The following is a 19,394-nucleotide window of genomic DNA, read 5'->3' on the forward strand; positions in this document are numbered from 1 at the left end:
TATGTTGTTTATGGGGGTCTGGATTATGGTGTGTTATGATTTACTTCTTAAAGGTGGATTAGTTGTTGATCCAAAGAATGGAGTTGAAGAGGTTCTAGATATTGCTATTAGGGATGGAAAAATAGCTGAGGTTGCTGATGAATTAGATGCTAGAAAGGCTGAATCGATAGTTAATGTTGAGGGTAAAATTGTTTTCCCTGGTGTTATTGACACTCATGTTCATATTCGTGGACTTGGGCATAGGATGATGGCTAAAGCTGGTGTTATAACTGCCTTTGACTTTGGCTCTAGGGTGGAGAGAATTGTAGATGACATTAGGGTTTATGGAGCTGGATTGAATGTTGCTTTTCTGACTAATATTCGGAGTTATTATCCCCTTTCTGGTGAAAAATTATCTGATGAGCAGATTTCAGAGGCTGTTTCTAGGGCTGTGAGTGAGGGTGCTTTGGGTATTAAGATTACGGGTGGTCATAGACCCTTTACTCCTGAGACTACCGCTAGAATTATTGAGGAGTGTAATAGGCAAGGTGTTTATATTGCATTTCATGTTGGTACTACTGAGACTGGAAGTGATATTAATGGTTTGATTGAAGCTGTTGAACTTGCAGGTGATAATGGACTGCATATTGCACATGTTAACAGCTACTGTAGAGGTTTAATTGATGATCCAATAGTTGAGGCTTTAAGGGCTTTGAGACATTTATCTGGTAGACGAAATATTGCTTCTGAATCTTATCTTGCAACTGTTAATGGTACTAGTGGTAGGTGTGTTAATGGTGTTCCTGTTAGTAAGGTTACATGTAATTGTCTAAGGCTTGGAGGATATCCCGAAACTTATGATGGCCTTAAACAAGCTATTCTTGATGGATATGCTTCTGTGAGGGTTAAGGCTGGTGGTGAAGTTATTCTTGTCTCTGGAAAGGAGGGTTTAGAGTACTGGTTGGAGGCTGAAACTGATATTGGTTTGAGCTTCCCAGTTAATGACCCTGAAGCTCAGATAATTTTAGCTACTGCTAAGGCTTCTAATGGCAATTTTATTATTGATGCTATTAGTACTGATGGTGGTGCTATTCCAAGAAATGTCGCTGTTGAGAAGGGTATGCTTCTAGTTAAGTTTGGTGCTTTGACTCTATCTGAGTTGGCTATTAAGCTTTCACTTAATCCAGCTAAACTTATGGGCTTAGAGAGTAAGGGGCATCTTGGTGTTGGTGCTGATGCTGATATAACTGTTATTGATCCTGTTAGGTGTAAAGCTTGTATGGGTATTGCTAGGGGTGAAATTATTATGATTAATGGAATTGTAGTTGGATGTGGTGGCTTCATTTTAACTACTGAGCATGGTGAAGAGAATATTAGTAAGACTGGTATTCCATACTCTTTAATTGATCTATCTAAGACTAAGATTTATAGTAAAGGCAACTAACTATAACAGTAATTATTTTATAATTTATGTTGCACTTTTAATGAGAGGGGTTTATCTGTGAGTGAACTTGAAGTTAAATTGAAACTTATTAGAGATGTTGGATTTATTGGTCAGACTAGCTCTTATGCAACTGTAATTTTAAAGGCTCCGTCAAGTGTAGTTGAAGCTCCAATTGGACCTAGCCCCATGGAACTTGTCTTGATTGCGCTGGCTGGATGTACTGCTTGGGATATAATTACCATTTTGGATAAAATGAAGCAGAAGCTTAATGGACTTGAAGTTCATGTGAAGGGTGAAAGGAGAAGTGAGATTCCAAGAATCTATACAAACATTCATGTACATTATATTGCTTATGGTAATATTGATAAAGAGAAACTTGAAAAGGCTATCAAGCTTTCCCAGGAAAAATATTGTTCAGTATCAATAATGTTAAAGAATGGGGGAGTAAAAATATCTACTTCTCATGAAGTGAGAAGCCTATAGATTGATATGCGGAAAATTTATACCATCTGTTTACTTCAATCTTTATGGAGCCGGGTGGTGTAGCGGCCAAGCATGGCGGGCTTTGGCCCCGCCGACGGGAGTTCGAATCTCCCCCCGGCTACCATAAACTTATAATTTAATTGTCTTTGAAGAACTTCGTTAATGTTGTTTCTTTTGTTTCTATTTCTCTTTGTTTTATTGTTTGTAGGAAATTGTCTCTTACTGGTTTGTAGACTTTCTCATAGAATTTCTGTTGATCTAGTAATGTGCTTCTGCTGAAGTTGCTTACATACTCTATTGCAGCTCTCCATGCTTTTTCGAAGGGGATTATGCTGTTTATTTTTGCTATTATTTGTCTTTCGAAGTCTTCTGGTTTTTGCTCTGTGTTGCCGATAGTAAACCATCCTTTATCTGACATGTATGCTCCTTCATCTCCTACGTATATCATAATCTTTTCTTTTCTTTTTCTTATTGGTTTTTGTGTCTCGACTTTGAGTTTTTTGGTTTGTATTCTTCCTCTTTTTTTAGCCCATGCATAGAATATAGCTCTATTTAATCCGAAGGAGAATGCCTTTTTTATGTCTTTTGATAGAATATAGTATCTTGCAGCTTGGAGTAATGCCATTACTTCAAATCTTCCCACCTTATCTCCCTTCTGAATAGTATCTAATGGAGAATAATTATGATCTAAAAAATAAAGATGGTGTTTAGGATTTAGGTTTAATTCTTCTTCTTGTTGCTATGACTGCTGTTGTTATTGCTCCTACTATTATAGCTGTTATTACTATTGTTTCTAGACCTACTATTAACTGTCTTGGTGATATTACTATTGTTAGTGTTGCTTCTGCCAGTGTATATCCTTCCTTTTCGGCATATATTTCTGCTTTATATTCTCCTACTTCTAGGTCTCCAGTTGATATTTCTGCTTTATATTCACCTGCACCTAGATCCCTTGCAGTATAAGTTTTTCCTGCTAATGTTACTTGGATGCTTGCTCCCTCTACTGGTTTTCCTGTGGCATCTTTTAAGATTACTTCTACGACTACTGTTTCTCCTTGAGTTGCTGTTATTTCTGTTTTAATTGGAGTTACAGTCATTATCATTAATGTTTTTTCAGGTAGTACTTCCTCTAATTTTGGTACTTCTATCGTGTAGATTGGAGTTTCTTCTACTTCTACCTCTAGGCCTATGCTTGGATCATGTTGTAGCGATGCTCCGTTAAAGTATGGGTAGCATATATAGATTCTTAGGAATCCTCCTGCTTCTAGATATGCTGCCTTTACACTAATGTCCTCTTCTGTTCCATTCGGGTAGGTTATCTTTGCTGTATTTATAAATTTGAAGAAGCCTCCTAGAGTTGCGTCTTCTGAGATGAATTCTAGTTTTAATGGTACTCCGAATCTTTTTGGGATGGTTAATGGTTTTTCTAGATCCTTTGTAGCATTAACTTTTACATTTACATTTATGTTTACTTCTCCTCCAACTGCATTTATATTGGTTAGTACGCTTGCCTTTGACGCTGATTTTTCAATTTCTATTGCTGCTTCCTCTAGGGGTTTTCCTATTTGTTTTAGTTTTGTTAGGTTTAATGATGCTATGTCAATCCATAGAGCCAATCCTTCTACTCCACTTATTGTTAAATTATATTGTTCTTCTAGTAGTTGTTTTACATTGTCTAGAATCCATTCCCATTTCTGTAGGATGAAGTCTACCTTTAATTCTGCCCTTGTAACTGTGTATGTTACATTGTCCACTTTTTCTTTCACTGGTACGTAGTAGAAGCGGCATCTAAGCATTAAGTTGTCTTCGAGGAATTTGAATTGTGGACTTGGCACTTCAATTAATTTGTAAAGGAAGGTTAGCCCAATGACATCTCCTTCTGGTGTCGTTATATTTTCTATGTTGGTTAGATCCCAGAATCCTGAGGCAAAGTGGAATAATGGTGGATGCCAACTTGTATACCAAATGTTTACCAATCCCTTTAATTCTCTTGCCCTTTCCGCTATTTTTCTTCCAAGATGTTTTGATTTTCTTATTTTCTCACTAATTTTCTCTTTCCATCTGTTTATTTCATCATTGATTTTTTCAATTTTTACTTCAATTTCATTTGCTATCTCTACGCATTTTGTTACGTTTAGATTTAATGTGTTATTTAACTCTTTTATCAAGTTTAATGTGTGGGTTATGTCTATTGACAAGTTTAACGTCATATTGAATATTAGTTGAATTTCTGTGTCATTTAGTTGAATTTCCCTTATTTTTATTTGTGTGTTGTTTATTTCCACGACTATTTCATGTAATTCTTCTTCTACACCACTAATTTCATGTAGAGTTTTCTCAAGTTTAACTGATAGTTCGTTCGTTTTTATATTTAGATTGTTGATTATTTCTTTTACTTCATCTATTTCATGAATTATTCTGTTTGTTTTGTTTAGACATATGTTTAGTTTTTGTTTTAAATATCCTGGTACTGGGATGTGTTCGAAGAATGTGTTTATTACTTGATTTATGATTGATATTTCATTTTCAATGTCTATCATTATTTCCGTTGTCTCGTCTACTTTAATGGTTATGTCTCTGACTATTTCAGTGCTTACTTGTATTGTGGCATTTTCTAGTTGTTCTAGTAGTTGGGGCAGATTTTCTATTATCCTAATTACTGCTCCTCTAATTCTATTTCTTATTTTCTTAATGTTTCCAGCTATGTCGCATCCATGTTGTCTACTTTCTTCATCTAGGTCGTCTAATGTTCCATTGAATTCGTTGATTTGATTGAAAGTTTCATGTAGTTTCATTTTTATGTTTCTTATTAGGTTTCTTATTTCATAGTGTATGTTTTTCATTTGATTTATCTCATTGTGTATTGTTTCGATTATTTTTGTGGTATTGCTTATTTTGGGTTGCTGCTTTCCTATTGTTTCTATTGTTTTGTTGAGTTGAATTTGTAGTTGATGATGTATTTCCACTTCTCTTTGTAGGTGTTCTAAGTGTTTTGATATTATTGTTCTGTTTATTAGGTGTGCTGTTAAGTTTAGGGTTCTTTTAAATTCATGTAGCTCGGTTACGTTAACAGTGAAGTATTCCCATATTCCCTTGAAGTGTATTACATGTATTGTGTTGTTGTCTTCATTATAATACCATATGAATATTGGGTGTCTTCCTCCTGCTGGAAATATTATGGTCATGACATCTGTTTTGATAACTTTCCATCCTGGTTTTATCCATGGTTTTATACCTATTTTCTCGTTTATTTGTGGTGTGGGTTGAGCTGTTGATATGATTGAAATTAATGGGAGGGTTACTAGGAGTAGTGCTATTATCTTCATTTTCATCTTCATGGTCATCGCCACTTATTCAGATTGAGTAGATGCAAAAAAACTTTGTTTTTTCGATGTTTTTCGAGTTTATCTCGATTTTTTCGAGGTTAAAAGATTATTATTGCTATTGCTTGGAGCATTAAGATTGCACTGTACATGGCTATTAGAGTTATTATAGCTGCTCTTTCACTTCTAATTTTTATTGTTCCTATTAGCATGGCTATCAATAGGATTGTTGTTAAGGCTTGTGAGATAATGTAGATTTGCTGGTCTAGTGGTGTTTTTGTTTTCATCGCCCATAGATATATTAGTATTGGGGATATTGCCACTGCTAGGTTTATGGTTACACGGATTATTTCTGTTGCACTTAGTTTTCTCTGTGCAATTATTACTGTTAAAATTACTATTACTGTTGAGAAGGTTAACCAGTTTCCTATCACGTGGGCTATTGATAGGTAGAGTGGAATTAACTTGCTTTTAATGAAGGTTAGCATTAGACTTGTTCTCAGCCCGTAGAGGTAGTCGAATGTTATGTAGTTGCTTAGAACAATTATTGCTATAAGTATTCTCAGTATTCTAACGGTTGTATGTGAGTCTTCTTCGAATAGCTTGATTAATATGTGTAGTTTAAGTTTTCTTATTGTTTCTGTTTCTTCTATCAGCGTTATTGCTTTCCATCCTTCTGGGCTTAACCTTATTTTTCTATCTTTTTCTTTTTCAATGTATTTTCTCATTAAGTTTAGATGGTAGTATAGGGTTCCATAACTTATGTTTAGTTTCTCTTTCAGCTCTGTTGGTTTCATTATTTTCCTTTCTGCTAGGAGTAGTAGTATTCTTCTCCTAATTGGGTTTCCTAGTAGCCAGTATTCATCTTTTTGTTTGCCCTGTTTACTGGTCATTTCTATCTGATTTATAGACTGTTCTTATTGTTAATGTAGATTATGGTTTTAAAAGTTGGTTAAATTTTTAAATTATATTTACAGAGATAAATATAGGTGGGATTTTAATGAAGGTGGATTATTATAGGGCATCTCGTCCTTTTTGGCTTGTCAATTTACCGTCTCAAATAAGATCTCCAACATTGGTTAGAATTGACATTAACATTCCAGTTGTTGATGGTAGAATTATGGAGGATAATATGAGGATGATTGCCTATGCCCATGTTTTAGAATTATTGTCTGAGTATGCTGGTTTGGTTGTTACTGCTCATCAGGGTAGGCCTGGAAATAGGGATTTTATTAGTTTGAAGCAACACTGGATCGTTTTAAGAAAGCTTCTTCCATCTAGTATTGATATTGAATTTATTCCTGCCAATAAGGTTTTCTCTGATGAGACTAGAGAGAGGATTAAGGAGCTTAGGGAGAAGGAAATTTTATTACTCGATAATATACGTATGTTTGAGGAAGAATTTAATTTTGATCCTGATAATTCACGTTTTATTAAGTTTTTTAGAGGTGTGATTAAGAGTTGTGTTAATGATGCCATGCCTGTTTGGCATAGGGCTCACACTAGTTTGATGGCCATGCCATATATTGCTCCTACCTGGATTGGTGTTAGATCTGTTTATGAACTTAGGGCTTTGAGTGAGGTTTTGTCTGAGCCTGGTGAGAATTGTGGAATTGTTATGGGTGGAGCCAAGTTGGCTAAGACTAACTATTTAGTTTCTATTTTGTCTAGAATGGATGGATTTACAGGTGGTCTTCCAGGTCAGCTTATTGCTAGGGTTAAGGGCTATGATTTAGGGCCTCGTAATAACAAGTTTCTTGAAGAAAAGATGCCTCCCAAGAGTTTTGAGGCTGCTAGGTTGCTTGTTAAGAAGTTTAATATTTATCACCCAATAGATTTTGTTGTTCTTGAGAATGGTGAGAATAGAGAGTTATCAATTGATGAGGTTCATAAGAGTAATGGTATTATTATGGATGTTGGTATGGGTACGGTTGAGTTGTATGCTGAGAAGCTTCAAGAGAAGACCTTTAGGATTAGGGCTGGCCCTCTCGGTGTTTATGAGAGGGGTTATAATCATGGCATTTTACTTACTAAAAGGATTGCTGGTAGTGGTTTAATTTTCCTGGGTGGTGATACTACTGCTGAGATTGTGAAGTATGGTTTGGATAGAATTATCATTAGTACTGGTGGTATGCTTTGTGTTAGTGGTGGTGCCTTCTTACATGGATTAGCATGTGAGCCTTATCCTTCTGTTGATTTAATTTTAAAGCAGAAAAAGATTGGGATTTAGATTCCTTCCTTGAATTTTCTATATGTATTATAATCCACGTATATTAGGAATGGGTTTTCAGCTTGCCATTGAATATTGAATTTTTTAGTTCTACTTCGTTTTTCAGTTATTTTTGGTGTTACTGTTATTAGGTATGCGTCGCTTCCTGCTCCTGATCCATAGCTTACTAGCAGTATTTTTTCATATGGTTTTGCAATGTCTAGTACTGCTGCTAATCCTACTGGTGATGATCCAGAGTAGGTGTTTCCAAATTTTGCTACCTTTAGTCCCGGTAGGCATTGTTCGTCTTTGAATCCCAGCCGTCTAGCAGCTTTTAATGGGAATCTTACATTTGGTTGGTGTGGTATGAAGTAATTTATATCGCTTGGCTTTAAATTCATTTTATCCATTAATCCTTTAGCTGCCTTTATTACATGTTTAAAGTAGGCTGGTTCTCCTGTGAATCTTCCTCCATGCATAGGATATTTTTGACCGTCTCTTCTCCAGAAGTCTGGTGTATCTGATGTACATGAGTACCATCCTTCTATTTCTGCTATTACATCTCTATTCCCAATAATGAAGGCTGCTGCTCCGAAGCCGACGAAGAAGTCTAATTCTCCTCCTGGAGCCCATCTTGGGGCTGATTGTGAGTTGTCTGTTCCAATTACCATGGCGAAGAAGTCTTCTCCTTGATCACTTGCATATTTTGATAGTGCTACTGCATCTTTAAACATACTTGTAGCTGCTTTACATGCGAATTCAGTGTCTATGGCGTCTACTGCTCTTACTCCTTCCCCTGCACATTCTCCTAATTCTAATACTTGTGCTACTTTTGATGCTATTGGTTTTACTGCATATGGATTTGATTCTGACCCTACATAGATTTTCTCTATGTATTTGCTGTCTATGGCTGCATGTATTAGGGCTATTTTTCCTGCTTCTACTGCTGCTGTTATTGCATCTTCATCTAGGAAGGGAACTGATCTTTCCATTCTTCCTTCTTTTATTCTGAACCTTGATGTATAGACTCCATAGGCTACTATTCCAGGCTTGTCTGAGTATTCTTTTGGATTGTTTTTGTGGTATTCCATGTATGGGTAGTATTCATCTGTGAAGGTGAAGGTTAGTGATGAAGTTGGAATTATTTCTTGTGGAGTTACTGAGTATCTTCTTCTAAATCTTGCTATTACTTCTCTTCCTTCAATTTTCGATGGATCGAATTCATCTTTAACTATATAGTCTGTTAGTCTTCCAGGTACTGTTACTCCGTCAAATGAAACTATTCCATATATGAAGGGTTCAAGCATTCTAAACTTATTTGTTGCTCCTCTTATTACTGTGCATACTTCTAGTACTCCTTTTTGATAGAAGAAATCTATTTTCTTCATTTTTCCAAAGCTTTTTCTTCCACATGAGCCGCAATAGTCCCGTATTTTAAAGTATTTTTTACCACATATGGTGCATTGGCTTCCTCGTAGTCTATCTGCTATGTAGCTGACTCTTCTTTCAATTGGTTCAGAGCTCATTTTCCCATCTCCTTATAATATAGATGTATGATTTTGTCCCAAATCCTTCTAACTCCATGGTTAATGCGTATGGTTCATTGTTTTTTAATTCTATTTGCCTATTTCCTGCTTCTTCTAGTAGTTGTAGGTATATTTCATGTATTTGTGCTCCTCCTGTTGCCCCTAATGGGTTTCCATCTGCCTTTAGACCTCCATTTGTGTTGACATGTATGGTGTTGCTGTTAATGTTGTAATTATATTTTTCATTTTCGTAGCTTTCATGTACTATTTTCCATGCTGTTCCAGGTTTGCATAGTCCTAGGTCTTCTAGAGCTATTAGCTCCATTAGAGTTGACTGATCATATAACTCTGCTAATTCAATTTTTTCTATTGGTATTTTAGCTTCGCTTAATGCTCTTTGTATTGCTTTTCTAGTTGATTTAAATCCTACCTTTAAATCTCTTACAAAGTACGATATATAATCTGTTGAGCTTCCTCTTCCAATAATTTCTAATCCTTTTTCTGCAATTTCTCTTGCTTTTCTTGGGTTCACAATAATTGCTGCTGATGCTCCATCTGATATAGGTGCAAAGTCGTATAAACCAAGTATGCTTCCACTTCTCCTTCTTGTTTTAATTACGTCTTCAACTCGAATCTTCCTTTTATAGAAGTGTGCTAGTGGGTTTATGGAGCCATAGTGATGGTTTTTGCATGATATGAAGGCTAATGCCTTCATTAGTTTTTGTATTTCTTCATTGTTTAAATTATATGTTTTTATGTACTCTCTTAGCATTAATTCATGGAAGGCTTCTGGTGTACCTCCTGCATGATAACTCCATGGGTCCCCTAGCATCATTAAATCATCTCTTATTTTATCTAGTCTATCTGTCATTTTCTCTACTCCTCCCACTAGGACTATGTTGAATCGTCCTGCTTCTATGGCGTTACATGCACAGCTTAGTGCTGAGCTGAAGGATCTTAAGGTTTCCATTGGTATGTTTACTTCTAGGAGTTCTGAGACGAAGCCTTCTTCAATGCCTATTTTATTAGTTACTTGTAAGAAGTAATCTGAGATGAATACTGCGTCTAGATCTCTTCTTTCTATACCTGCAGTTTCAAGGGCTTTGAGGCCGGCCTCTTCTATTAGTTCTTCTGGATTTTCTCCATAGTGTTCTCCAAAGGATGTTCTTCCTACTCCTATGATTATTGGTTTATTCGTCATTTGACGTGTCCTCCTTCTCTTCATGTCGATACTAATATTTAAGCTATAGTTAGAGTGTTAAATAGGTTACGATGTTGGTGGTTTGTATTGGCTGGGTATATCCTTATCGCTTCTTCTAATGGTGTGGATATTAAAATTCCTGAGAATTGCTGGTTTAGTTTTTTTAATAGTCCTTATCCTGCCCATAGGTCTTGCTCTGCAATTGACATTTACTTTCCTAGTGGTGAGGCTCTATTCCCTGTCAATGAAGGTTTGGTTTTAGAAGTTGAACGTTTTGAGTGTCCAGTTTTTAGAAGTGATGCTGATGGCTTTGATTATTTAATTATAGTTAAGGTTGGTGATGACGTTGTTCTGAAAATTTTACATGTTAAACCTTGTGTTTCTCCTGGAGATGTGGTTGGCTTGGGTGACTTTCTGGGTTCACTGATCATTTCAGGATATTTTTATCCTTGGTCTGATAGACATATGCATGTTGAAGTTAGGAGTATTTCTGATCGTTATCGTGCTCTTGGTGCTTACAAATTAGATATTAAACCTACTGTTGAGATGCTGCCTAGACTTCATGGAGGTAATTTTTGTTATATTGTCGATGAAATTTTTAATGACTATGTTTGGCTTAAACCTTTAAGTGGGAATGTTTTTATGGGTTGTGGATTGAATGGAAAATTGGGCGATTCATTCTTCTATGTTGACGGAGGTATCCCTCATTACGGTTATGGTGCAGTTTTAGGTGGTATGGGTGGTTTTGGAGATAAGGTTCTAGATGTTTTTGGTAGTGTTCTTGGTGAGATCTATCTTTCTGCTGGTAGTTTTTCATTGTTTAAGCCTATTTCTCAGCCTTTTATTGATGACTTTCCAGTTTATGGTATTGCTAGCTATATTAATAATTCAAGGTTGAAAATTGTTAAGCCTAACGGATGGCCATATAGGCGTGGTGATGTTGTTAATTTGACTTTTAAGCTTTGATTGGCTGGTTTTATCTGGTTTGTATTATTTCTTCAACTATATTCCCACATTTGATGCATTTTTTAGTTTCTATTTTCTGTTTTCCTCTATGGATTATTTTTGTCTCTACTTTTACGTATAGTTTGCAGTATGGGCAGAATTTTTCTTCTAAGAAGAATTCACTTATTTTTCTAAGTATTTTCTTCATGATGTTCTATCTCCCAGATTAATTTTAGTAGTTTTGGTGTTTTTCTCCTTAACTCTTCTCTGGTGACTGTGTATGCCATTGGGCATTCAGTATCTACGCTTATTCCTTCATTTTCGATGTATATTATTGGATATATTCTGCATCCTTCTGGTCGATGGGGATATATTTTACAGAGATTTGTCTCTTCATCTAGGAAATAACAGTGTCCTTTTACGTTTTTTAGTTTCCATTTTTCTCTATTGAAGATTGCGAATTCAGTTACTTTATATCCTAGAGATGATATTCTTTTTAGGTCTCTTAGTGTTAGTGGCATTTCTGTTTCTCTACAACATTTTCCACATTTTATACATTTAAATGGCATTTCATTTAAGCATGAGTTTTTTATGCTAATTAGTTTATTGTATTTGAAATAAAAATGTGAGAATAAATGTAAACCTTATGTTATCTTTTTATTCTTCTACGACTATTGCTTGTACTGAGCATTGTGCTTCACATGCTCTACATCCAACACATTGGTCTTCATTTACTACTTTTGCTTTGTCATCGACTAGTTCAAAGACTCCCATTGGACATACTTGTATGCATGTTCCACAGCCTATGCATTTTTCAAGGTCAACCACAGGTTTTGGCATAGTTTCACCTGTTTGCTAATTTTTTATTTTCTTTTTAAGTCTTTCACTAGGTGATTAGCTCTGTTAATCCCACTAATTTGTCTTCAAGTTTTAGTCTAGTCTTTCTGATATCTTTTTCTAGTTTAGTTCTGTTTTCTTCGAAGGTTATTCTGCTTATTCTTTTCAGCATGTATTGTTTTTCGTTTTGAATTGCTTTCATAATTAGGCTTGTTAATTCTCTTTCAATTCTATCAATTTCTTCTATTGCGATTCTTAACTTCATGTTTTCTGTTTTTAATTCATTTTTGAGGGTTGATATTTTTATTTCTATTTTTCTTAGTTCATTTCTTAGTTCTCTTACTCTCACTCTGTATGCTTTTCTCGAAATTTTTCTTCTTCTTAGGGTTTCTTCTAATTCCTTTAGGCTTAATAGAATTTCTATTTTCTCTCCTATTGTGTCATTTAATTCTTCTGCTTTTATCGCTACTCTACTTTTAATAATTTTTACTGGTTTTTTAGGCTTTACTATGTATCTTTTAATGAATATTGCTGTTCCGATTATCATGCCTGTGACTATGCCGATTATTATGTTTGTTGGTATGGTGAAGGTTGTTGGGGGTTGAGTGTAGGTTACCGTTGCTTCTTGGAGGCTTATTTCTTCCACAATTTTTTCGCCTTGATATATTATTATGTTGTTACTTGTTTGAATTGGCTGAATTCCAGTTGTTGAGATTATTTTGCTTCCACTTGGAATGTATATTATTATTCTGAGTAGATCTATTGGTAGGTTATGGTATGTTTTTGTTGGTATCTTGAGTTTTCTTCCTTCGTTTTCAGTTATCCATTGATTTGATGGTATTTCATATTTGATGTATATTCTGTATTTCCATTTTTCTTTAATGTTTACTCTTGGCTTCACATTTACTGTGACTGAGTTATTGGTATTATATGTTTTAAAGTTTAACTGTCCAAAGTCGTCTTCCACTGAGGCTATTCTGGCTTGTGGTGGTAGTGTGAAGTTTATTCCTTTCTTTGTTGTTATGTCCGTGTAGCCTAGGTTTTCGAAGATGATTGTTTCTTTAACTTGGATTTCTCCGTTTGGATGGATTTCTCTTGTGATGCTTCTTGCAATTACATGTTGGATTTCTCCTGTGAAGTCTATTACAATGTCCTTATTAGTCATTGGTGGTAATGTTGTTTTGTTGAATTTTATTGTCCATCTTTCATTTAGTTGGGTTGTCGCGTTTGGTGATATTCTCGTTATATTTTTTGCTTCTATTGGCAGTATTGCTACTGTCTGGATTTCATGTATTTTTACTGGGATTGTAGGGTAAAGTGGTAGTCTTACTCTTATGAATGCTATGAATGATATGTATGTTTGTATCCAGTAAATTATGATTTTAAATTTGTATGGTGTTTTTGTTTGTTTGAGTTTGAATTCTATGTATGTTTTGTTTCCTCTTACTATGTTGAACGGTATTTCTTTTTCATTTTCGTCTATTGCCTTTATATTGTATAAATTTTCTTCATATTGTTTGGGTATGTGGTAGGTTAGGTTTTCTAGGTTTCCTTGGATTATTGTTATTTCATCAATGGTTGAGGCATAGTTGGCTTTTATGTCTATTGTTCTACTTATTATTATTTTTACTTCTTCTGATTGAATTGTGGTTGGTATATGTTTTAGCATTAATGTGATGATTATAAGTATAGTTAGAGTTAGTTTTAAGTGTAGTTTCATATGTTTATTCACCTTTCCTTACAATTGTAATGTACTGTTGATTTATAACTCTTTATAATTTTAATGTTTAGTTATTATTGTTCAGGGTAAGGCTATGTATTTTGCTATTTTTCTAGCCTTTTTTGGGCCTATTATTTTTATTATGTCTTCAATTTTCCATTTGTCTTTCCCATTTAATTGCAGTTTAATTATTTTCTTGGCTGATTTCGGTCCTATTCCTGGTATTTTTAATATTTCATTTATATTTGCTGACGATAGGTCTATTGGGTAAAGTTGGGGGTTTGCTTTTGCATATGCGATTTTTAGGTTTTCATTAGGTAGCATTTCCTTTTCATTTAGTATTGTTTTGAAGTCTTCTATAGTGAAGTTGTAGTTTCTAATTAGATAGAATGCCTGATATAGTCTATATTCTCTCCATTTGGGGCATTTTTCTAGTTTTTCTAGTGGTGTATCTTTTATTGGTGTGAAGGCGCTGAAGTATATTCTTTTTAGATTGAATTTTCTTATTAGTGCTTGCATTGATATTAGGTGGTCTAGGTCGCTTTCTCCCAGTCCTACTATTGTTTGGGTTGTTACTCCCCCTAGGCATAGTTTTTCTTTTCTTGCTTTTGCTACTTCTTTACTGCACCATTTTAATCTTAACATTATGTCGTTCCAGTAGTCTCCTTTGTCTGGGCATACTTCTGTGAATATGTCTTTTCTTGGGGCTTCAATGTTTATTCCTATTCTGTCTACTATTGGTACTGCCTTTTTTATTATGTGTCTTGGTGTTCCAGGCATTAATCTTAAGTGTACATATCCTTTGAATCCTCTTTTTCTCAGTTTTTCTATTGCCTCTACTTGTTTTTCAACGGTGGTTTCTGGATCTTTGTGGATTGATGATGAAAGAAATATTCCTTTTATCTTCCCTTTCTTCCATAGATTTAAAGTTATGTTTACTAGTTCTTCTACTCTCCAGTTTGTCCTGATGGTTTTTCTCCCTCTTCTTAGGGCGCAGTATTTACATTCATTTATACAGTAGCTTGAGTATAATGTTTTTAGTAGAGGGATTTTCTTTCCTTTGGCAGAGGCCGTGTAGATTGGTATTTTGCATTTATCCCATTTTGCTTGGACTGTTAGGTATTTCCATTTTTTATGCACTTGGTCTTCATCTCCTTTAACTAAGAGTTATCTGAGATAATGCTAGATTAAACTTTAATTTATTTTTAACATAGTGTTATTGGTGGAATTATGGATGGGAGTGGCTTTTCACATCCATATTTGCCCAATTCTTCTCCTAGGGTTAAGGGTGAAATGCTCAGGGAGCTTGGTGTTGATAGTGTAGATGAATTGTATTCTGATATTCCTTCTGAAGTTAAGTTGAATAGGGATCTAAACATTCCTGGCCCTATGTCTGAGTTTGAGGTTTACAAGTTTATTAAGGAAATTTTGGGTATGAATAAGAATTGTTTGGATATGCCTGTTTTTCTTGGTGCTGGTTGTTGGCCTCATTATGTTCCTAGCTTAGTTAGACATATTATTGGTAGATCTGAATTTTTGACTTCATATACCCCCTATCAAGCTGAGATTTCTCAGGGTATGCTTCAAGCATTGTTTGAGTATCAGAGTTTAATTTGTGAGTTGACTGAGATGGATGTTGCTAATGCTTCTATGTATGATTGGGCTTCAGCTTTGGCTGAGGCTGCTTTGATGGCTGTTAGAGTTACGCGTAGGAGTAGAATTGTTATTCCAAGGATTATTCATCCTGAACGTAGATTGGTTTTGAGGACTTATACTGAGCCTCATGGAATTGAAGTTGTTGAAGTTGGATATGATTCTGAGAGAGGTTTTCTTGATGTTTCCAGTTTGAGTGAGGTTATGAGTAGGGATGTTGCTGCTGTTTATATTGAAAATCCTTCTTATCTTGGCTTTGTTGAGGTTAATGTTGAGGCTATTGGTGATATTGCACATGATTATGGTGCCCTGTATATTGTTGGTGTTGACCCTATTTCACTTGGCTTTCTAAGGGCTCCTGGTAGCTATGGTGCTGACATTGTTGTTGGTGAGGGTCAGCCTCTTGGTAATCCAATGAATTTTGGTGGGCCTTCACTTGGTATTTTTGCATGTAGGGATGATAGGAGGCTTATTAGGCAGATGCCTGGTAGAATTATTGGTTTAACTACCACTATTGATGGTTCTGAGAGAGGTTTTGTTATGGCTTTACAGGCTAGAGAGCAACATATTAGACGGGAGAAGGCGACTTCTAATATTTGTACTAATGAGGCTTTATGTGCTGTGGCTGCTGCAGTTTATTTGTCTCTTTTGGGGCCTAGTGGTCTTCGTAGTCTATGTGAAACTATACTGTATAATTCTCACTATGCTATGAAGAGGTTGAATGAAATTTCTGGTGTTAAGGCTCCTTTGTTTAAGGCTCCTCACTTTAAGGAGTTTGTCGTTAATATCGATGGTTCAAGATTTTCCATTTATGAGCTTCATAGACGTTTACTTGAACTTAATATTCATGGTGGCAAGGTTATTAAATCCGAGTTTCCTGAGCTTGGTGAATCCGCGCTCTACTGTGTAACTGAAATTCATGATAAAAGGGATATTGATAGGCTTGTCGAGGGATTTAAAGTTGTCTTGGGGGAATCTTAGTGTTTAGACAGGCTAAGTGGAGTGAACCGTTAATATTTGAGTTAAGTGTTGAAGGTAGAGTTGGCCATATTCCTCCTAGAGTCAATGATGATATTAAGCGATTTGTAGGTGATGTCTTTGAAAGTTTTCCCAGCGAGTTAATTAGGGAGAATCTTAATCTTCCAGAGTTGTCTGAAGTTGATGTTGCTCGTCATTTTATTAGACTTTCAGAGATGAATTATGGTATTGATTCTGGGCCATATCCTCTTGGTTCATGCACTATGAAGTATAATCCTAAGATTAATGAGGATTTAGCTTCACTTGAAAATGTTGCCTGGCTTCATCCTTATCAAGATGAGTCTACTGTTCAAGGTGCTTTGAAGTTGATGTATTTAGTTGAGAAGTGGCTTGCAGAGATTACTGGTATGTATAGAGTTACTCTTCAACCTGCAGCCGGCGCTCAAGGTGAACATGTTGGCTGCTTAATTATAAGAGCTTATCATAGGTTTAAGGGTGAAGATTTTCGGGATGAAATTATTGTTCCCGACTCTGCTCATGGGACTAATCCTGCTAGTGCTGCTATGGCTGGCTTTAAGGTTGTTGTAATTCCTTCAGCTGATGATGGATGTATAGATTTAAAGGCCCTAGAGGCTGCTGTTTCTAGTAGAACTGCTGGTTTAATGCTTACTAACCCCAACACTTTGGGTATTTTTGAGGAGCATATCTTGGAGATTGCTGATATTATTCATGATGCCGGCGGCTTATTATACTATGATGGAGCTAATTTGAATGGAATTATGGGTATAGTTAGGCCTGGAGATATGGGTTTTGATATTGTTCATATTAATGTGCATAAAACTTTTTCCACTCCACATGGCGGGGGAGGGCCGGGTGCAGGGCCTGTTGGAGTTGCTGGTTTCTTAGAGAAGTTTTTACCTGTTCCTACTGTGGAATTTGATGGTAAGCGTTACTATTTAGATTACAATCGTCCATATTCTATCGGTAAAGTTAGGGGATTCTATGGTAACTTTGCAGTTTTGGTTAAGACTGCTGCTTATATTTTGTCTATGGGTTTCAGGGGTCTTAGGGAGGCAGCTGAGTTGTCTGTGTTGAATACTAATTATTTTATTAAGAGAATTTCAAATGTTAAGGGTTTATCCCTACCGTTTTCACCTGATAAGCCTAGGAAGCATGAATGTGTTTTAAGTGCTTCTAAGCTTTTGAAGGATACTGGTGTTAGGGCTCTTGATGTTGCTAAAAGACTTTTGGATTATGGTTTACATGCACCTACAATGTATTTTCCATTAATTGTCAAGGAGGCGTTGATGATTGAGTTTACTGACACTGAATCTAGGGAGAATATTGATCGCTATGTTGAGGTTTTAAGGGAGATTGTCAAGGATGCTTATGAAAATCCGAGTAAAGTGAAGTCTGCTCCAGTTAACACTGCTATTGGTAGGCTTGATGATGTTAAGGCTAGTCATCCTAGAACAATGTGTCTTTCATGGAGGATGTATAGGAAGAGGTTCTTGGAGTGTAGAGAATGTGAAGGTTAAAGTTTTGTTTTTCGCTTCTATTAAGGATCTTGTGGGGACTTCCAAACTGATTTTAGATGTCGATGAATCATCTACTGTCCTTGATATTCTTAAATATTTGATTGAAGTTTATGGTGATAAGTTTAGGGAATATGTTTTTAGTGATGATTTTAGTCTTAAGCCTCATGTTCGTCTAGCTCTTAATGGTGACTATGTGGATTCCTTCATGCTGGATGAGTTGAAACTTCGTGATGGTGACGTCGTTGCACTTTTACCTCCCGTTTCTGGTGGTTAAATTATTTTTCCCTCTAGTTGTATTGGAGTTGCTCCAGTAATTTTTACTTTTATCCATTCTCCAAGTTTTACTGATGGCTCTTTAATTACTACTATTTTGTAGTTTTTTATTCTGGCTTTTATGCTTTCTTTCTTCCCTTTTTCTAAGGGTAGTGCTTTTCTGGTTTCCCCTATTAATTCCATGTTTCTTTTTAATCCTATTTTGAAGGATAGTTCAGTGATTATCTTTGAGCGTTTCTTCTTTATGGTTTCTAGTATTTGGGGCATTGCAGCTGCCCTTGTATGTGGTCTTGGACTGAATCTTGATACGTGAATTTTGTCTGGCTGTGTTTCTACTATTACTTTGCATGTATTATTGAATGCTTCTTCATCCTCTGTTGGAAATCCAACTATAACGTCTGTTGCATAGAATAGCTCTGGATATTTTCTTCTAAACTTGTAGATTATCTCTTTGAATTCTTCTACGCTGTATTTTCTATTCATTAGTTTTAGTATCCTATTGTCTCCGCTTTGTAGTGGGAGGTGTAGGAATTTATATACTTTCTCGTTTTTGAATGCTTCTATTAATTCGTCTAGGATTCTCAGTGCATTGTTGGGGGTCATCATTCCAATTCTAATCATGAAATCTCCTGGTATTTCTACTACTTTATTTATTAGTTCTGGTAGTGTTACGCCTATGTCACATCCATAGGCTGCTGTATCTTGGGCTGTTAATCTAATTTCTTTTGCTCCTTTGGCTACTGCCTTTTTTATAGCGTTAACTATCTGGTTTGGTTGGAAGCTTCTTAGTCTTCCTCTAGCTATTTTTACGATGCAATAGGAGCAGTTACCTAGACAACCTTCAGCTATTGGAATTGTATATTGTAGGTTTTCTATGTATGTGGGTAAAATTTTTCTTCGAGTTTGCCCTTCATTTATCTTTATTATTTTATCTTTGCTTTCTACTATTTCCACTATTTCTTCAGAGTATCGGGGTGATATGAGGGATGCACTTTTAGTTATACTTGCTATTAGAGCTGGTTGAGCTTTTACCATGCATCCAGATATTATTAGTTTGAATTTCTTTTTCCGTCTTTTTTCTTCGAGTTCCTTTATTCTCTTCACCATTTTTCTTTCAGTTTCTCCTCTAACTGTGCATGTATTTAGTATGACTACATCAGCATTATTTATGGTATCGACTATTAGATGTCCCCTACTTGCAAGTAGGCTCTTCATTATATTGCTATCTGCCTTATTTGCAGAGCAACCATAGGTTTCAATGTATACTTTTAGTGCCATTTTTCTC

At 35.6% G+C, this 19,394-nt stretch carries 18 protein-coding genes and 1 tRNA gene; 8 read left to right on the forward strand and 11 right to left on the reverse strand.

Translation table 11 applies throughout. The annotated features are described in order from the left end of the window. Positions 1 to 25 precede the first annotated feature (25 nt). The 3 genes from ACW8TM_RS08080 (at position 26) to ACW8TM_RS08090 (ending at position 2,030) form a co-directional block, all read left to right on the forward strand. On the forward strand, positions 26 to 1,423 hold the full coding sequence (locus ACW8TM_RS08080) for an amidohydrolase family protein (protein WP_491532784.1): 1,398 nt from the start codon (positions 26 to 28) through the stop codon (positions 1,421 to 1,423). 57 nt (positions 1,424 to 1,480) lie between these two features. Then, complete coding sequence (locus ACW8TM_RS08085) at positions 1,481 to 1,906, forward strand: OsmC family protein (RefSeq protein WP_491532785.1); 426 nt, start codon at positions 1,481 to 1,483, stop codon at positions 1,904 to 1,906. Positions 1,907 to 1,954: 48 nt separating this feature from the next. Beyond that, positions 1,955 to 2,030 (forward strand) — tRNA-Gln (locus tag ACW8TM_RS08090). Positions 2,031 to 2,042: 12 nt separating this feature from the next. On the opposite strand, the gene ACW8TM_RS08095 is transcribed toward ACW8TM_RS08090, so the two are convergent. The 3 genes from ACW8TM_RS08095 to ACW8TM_RS08105 form a co-directional block, all read right to left on the reverse strand. Further along, positions 2,043 to 2,549 (reverse strand): hypothetical protein, encoded by a 507-nt coding sequence (locus ACW8TM_RS08095; protein WP_491532786.1) that lies wholly within the window; start codon positions 2,547 to 2,549, stop codon positions 2,043 to 2,045. Between the two features lie 64 nt (positions 2,550 to 2,613). Then, entirely contained in the window at positions 2,614 to 5,244 is a 2,631-nt protein-coding gene (locus ACW8TM_RS08100) for a hypothetical protein (RefSeq protein WP_491532787.1), read from the reverse strand. Positions 5,245 to 5,330: 86 nt separating this feature from the next. Then, positions 5,331 to 6,122 carry a winged helix-turn-helix domain-containing protein gene (locus ACW8TM_RS08105; protein WP_491532788.1) on the reverse strand — a complete coding sequence of 264 codons (792 nt, stop codon included), beginning with the start codon at positions 6,120 to 6,122 and terminating at the stop codon, positions 5,331 to 5,333. A 107-nt stretch (positions 6,123 to 6,229) separates the two neighbouring features. Here ACW8TM_RS08105 and pgk point away from each other — a divergent pair, with 107 nt between their 5' ends. After that, a complete protein-coding gene (gene pgk / locus ACW8TM_RS08110; RefSeq protein WP_491532789.1) occupies positions 6,230 to 7,459 on the forward strand; it encodes a phosphoglycerate kinase in 1,230 nt (409 codons plus the stop codon). On the opposite strand, the gene ACW8TM_RS08115 is transcribed toward pgk, so the two are convergent. Continuing rightward, complete coding sequence (locus ACW8TM_RS08115) at positions 7,456 to 8,964, reverse strand: hydroxymethylglutaryl-CoA synthase (protein ID WP_491532790.1); 1,509 nt, start codon at positions 8,962 to 8,964, stop codon at positions 7,456 to 7,458. The two genes, pgk and ACW8TM_RS08115, sit on opposite strands and share 4 nt — an antisense overlap. Beyond that, a complete protein-coding gene (locus tag ACW8TM_RS08120) occupies positions 8,954 to 10,165 on the reverse strand; it encodes a thiolase family protein (protein WP_491532791.1) in 1,212 nt (403 codons plus the stop codon). The genes ACW8TM_RS08115 and ACW8TM_RS08120 overlap by 11 nt, the downstream gene beginning before the upstream one ends. 87 nt (positions 10,166 to 10,252) lie before the next feature. Here ACW8TM_RS08120 and ACW8TM_RS08125 point away from each other — a divergent pair, with 87 nt between their 5' ends. Further along, a complete protein-coding gene (locus ACW8TM_RS08125) occupies positions 10,253 to 11,131 on the forward strand; it encodes a DUF8155 domain-containing protein (RefSeq protein WP_491532792.1) in 879 nt (292 codons plus the stop codon). Positions 11,132 to 11,141: 10 nt separating this feature from the next. Here the strand turns inward: ACW8TM_RS08125 and ACW8TM_RS08130 are convergent, their stop codons facing one another. The 5 genes from ACW8TM_RS08130 to ACW8TM_RS08150 form a co-directional block, all read right to left on the reverse strand. Further along, positions 11,142 to 11,318 (reverse strand): hypothetical protein, encoded by a 177-nt coding sequence (locus ACW8TM_RS08130; RefSeq protein WP_491532793.1) that lies wholly within the window; start codon positions 11,316 to 11,318, stop codon positions 11,142 to 11,144. After that, the gene (locus ACW8TM_RS08135; RefSeq protein WP_491532794.1) at positions 11,302 to 11,679 is read right to left on the reverse strand and encodes a YkgJ family cysteine cluster protein; all 378 of its coding nucleotides are present in this window, start codon (positions 11,677 to 11,679) and stop codon (positions 11,302 to 11,304) included. Before ACW8TM_RS08135 ends, ACW8TM_RS08130 begins: the two co-directional genes overlap by 17 nt. Before the next feature lie 88 nt (positions 11,680 to 11,767). Beyond that, the gene (locus ACW8TM_RS08140) at positions 11,768 to 11,950 is read right to left on the reverse strand and encodes an ATP-binding protein (protein WP_491532795.1); all 183 of its coding nucleotides are present in this window, start codon (positions 11,948 to 11,950) and stop codon (positions 11,768 to 11,770) included. Positions 11,951 to 11,996: 46 nt separating this feature from the next. Continuing rightward, on the reverse strand, positions 11,997 to 13,667 hold the full coding sequence (locus ACW8TM_RS08145) for a hypothetical protein (protein WP_491532796.1): 1,671 nt from the start codon (positions 13,665 to 13,667) through the stop codon (positions 11,997 to 11,999). 81 nt (positions 13,668 to 13,748) lie between these two features. Continuing rightward, complete coding sequence (locus ACW8TM_RS08150) at positions 13,749 to 14,807, reverse strand: radical SAM protein (RefSeq protein WP_491532797.1); 1,059 nt, start codon at positions 14,805 to 14,807, stop codon at positions 13,749 to 13,751. 90 nt (positions 14,808 to 14,897) lie between these two features. Between ACW8TM_RS08150 and gcvPA the strand changes: the two genes are divergently transcribed. From gcvPA to ACW8TM_RS08165, 3 genes are read left to right on the forward strand one after another with little or no spacing between them, the layout of a single operon-like run. Continuing rightward, positions 14,898 to 16,301 (forward strand): aminomethyl-transferring glycine dehydrogenase subunit GcvPA, encoded by a 1,404-nt coding sequence (gene gcvPA / locus ACW8TM_RS08155; RefSeq protein WP_491532798.1) that lies wholly within the window; start codon positions 14,898 to 14,900, stop codon positions 16,299 to 16,301. Then, positions 16,301 to 17,836: an aminomethyl-transferring glycine dehydrogenase subunit GcvPB gene (gcvPB, locus tag ACW8TM_RS08160; protein WP_491532799.1), complete on the forward strand. Its 1,536-nt coding sequence runs from the start codon at positions 16,301 to 16,303 to the stop codon at positions 17,834 to 17,836. The genes gcvPA and gcvPB overlap by 1 nt, the downstream gene beginning before the upstream one ends. Further along, entirely contained in the window at positions 17,826 to 18,110 is a 285-nt protein-coding gene (locus ACW8TM_RS08165; protein WP_491532800.1) for a ubiquitin-like small modifier protein 1, read from the forward strand. The genes gcvPB and ACW8TM_RS08165 overlap by 11 nt, the downstream gene beginning before the upstream one ends. On the opposite strand, the gene ACW8TM_RS08170 is transcribed toward ACW8TM_RS08165, so the two are convergent. Continuing rightward, positions 18,107 to 19,387 (reverse strand): tRNA (N(6)-L-threonylcarbamoyladenosine(37)-C(2))-methylthiotransferase, encoded by a 1,281-nt coding sequence (locus ACW8TM_RS08170; protein ID WP_491532801.1) that lies wholly within the window; start codon positions 19,385 to 19,387, stop codon positions 18,107 to 18,109. The genes ACW8TM_RS08165 and ACW8TM_RS08170 overlap by 4 nt on opposite strands. Positions 19,388 to 19,394 lie beyond the last annotated feature (7 nt).

The sequence above is a fragment of the Candidatus Culexmicrobium sp. genome (assembly GCF_058356305.1).

Bases quoted from the DNA above. Each gene is read 5' to 3' on its own strand.
- ACW8TM_RS08080 (WP_491532784.1), top strand. From the start codon at position 26: ATGGTGTGTTATGATTTACTTCTTAAAGGTGGATTAGTTGTTGATCCA.
- ACW8TM_RS08100 (WP_491532787.1), bottom strand. From the start codon at position 5,244: ATGAAGATGAAAATGAAGATAATAGCACTACTCCTAGTAACCCTCCCA.
- ACW8TM_RS08105 (WP_491532788.1), bottom strand. From the start codon at position 6,122: ATGACCAGTAAACAGGGCAAACAAAAAGATGAATACTGGCTACTAGGA.
- pgk (WP_491532789.1), top strand. From the start codon at position 6,230: ATGAAGGTGGATTATTATAGGGCATCTCGTCCTTTTTGGCTTGTCAAT.
- ACW8TM_RS08115 (WP_491532790.1), bottom strand. From the start codon at position 8,964: ATGAGCTCTGAACCAATTGAAAGAAGAGTCAGCTACATAGCAGATAGA.
- ACW8TM_RS08120 (WP_491532791.1), bottom strand. From the start codon at position 10,165: ATGACGAATAAACCAATAATCATAGGAGTAGGAAGAACATCCTTTGGA.
- ACW8TM_RS08130 (WP_491532793.1), bottom strand. From the start codon at position 11,318: ATGAAGAAAATACTTAGAAAAATAAGTGAATTCTTCTTAGAAGAAAAA.
- ACW8TM_RS08135 (WP_491532794.1), bottom strand. From the start codon at position 11,679: ATGCCATTTAAATGTATAAAATGTGGAAAATGTTGTAGAGAAACAGAA.
- ACW8TM_RS08140 (WP_491532795.1), bottom strand. From the start codon at position 11,950: ATGCCAAAACCTGTGGTTGACCTTGAAAAATGCATAGGCTGTGGAACA.
- ACW8TM_RS08145 (WP_491532796.1), bottom strand. From the start codon at position 13,667: ATGAAACTACACTTAAAACTAACTCTAACTATACTTATAATCATCACA.
- gcvPA (WP_491532798.1), top strand. From the start codon at position 14,898: ATGGATGGGAGTGGCTTTTCACATCCATATTTGCCCAATTCTTCTCCT.
- ACW8TM_RS08170 (WP_491532801.1), bottom strand. From the start codon at position 19,387: ATGGCACTAAAAGTATACATTGAAACCTATGGTTGCTCTGCAAATAAG.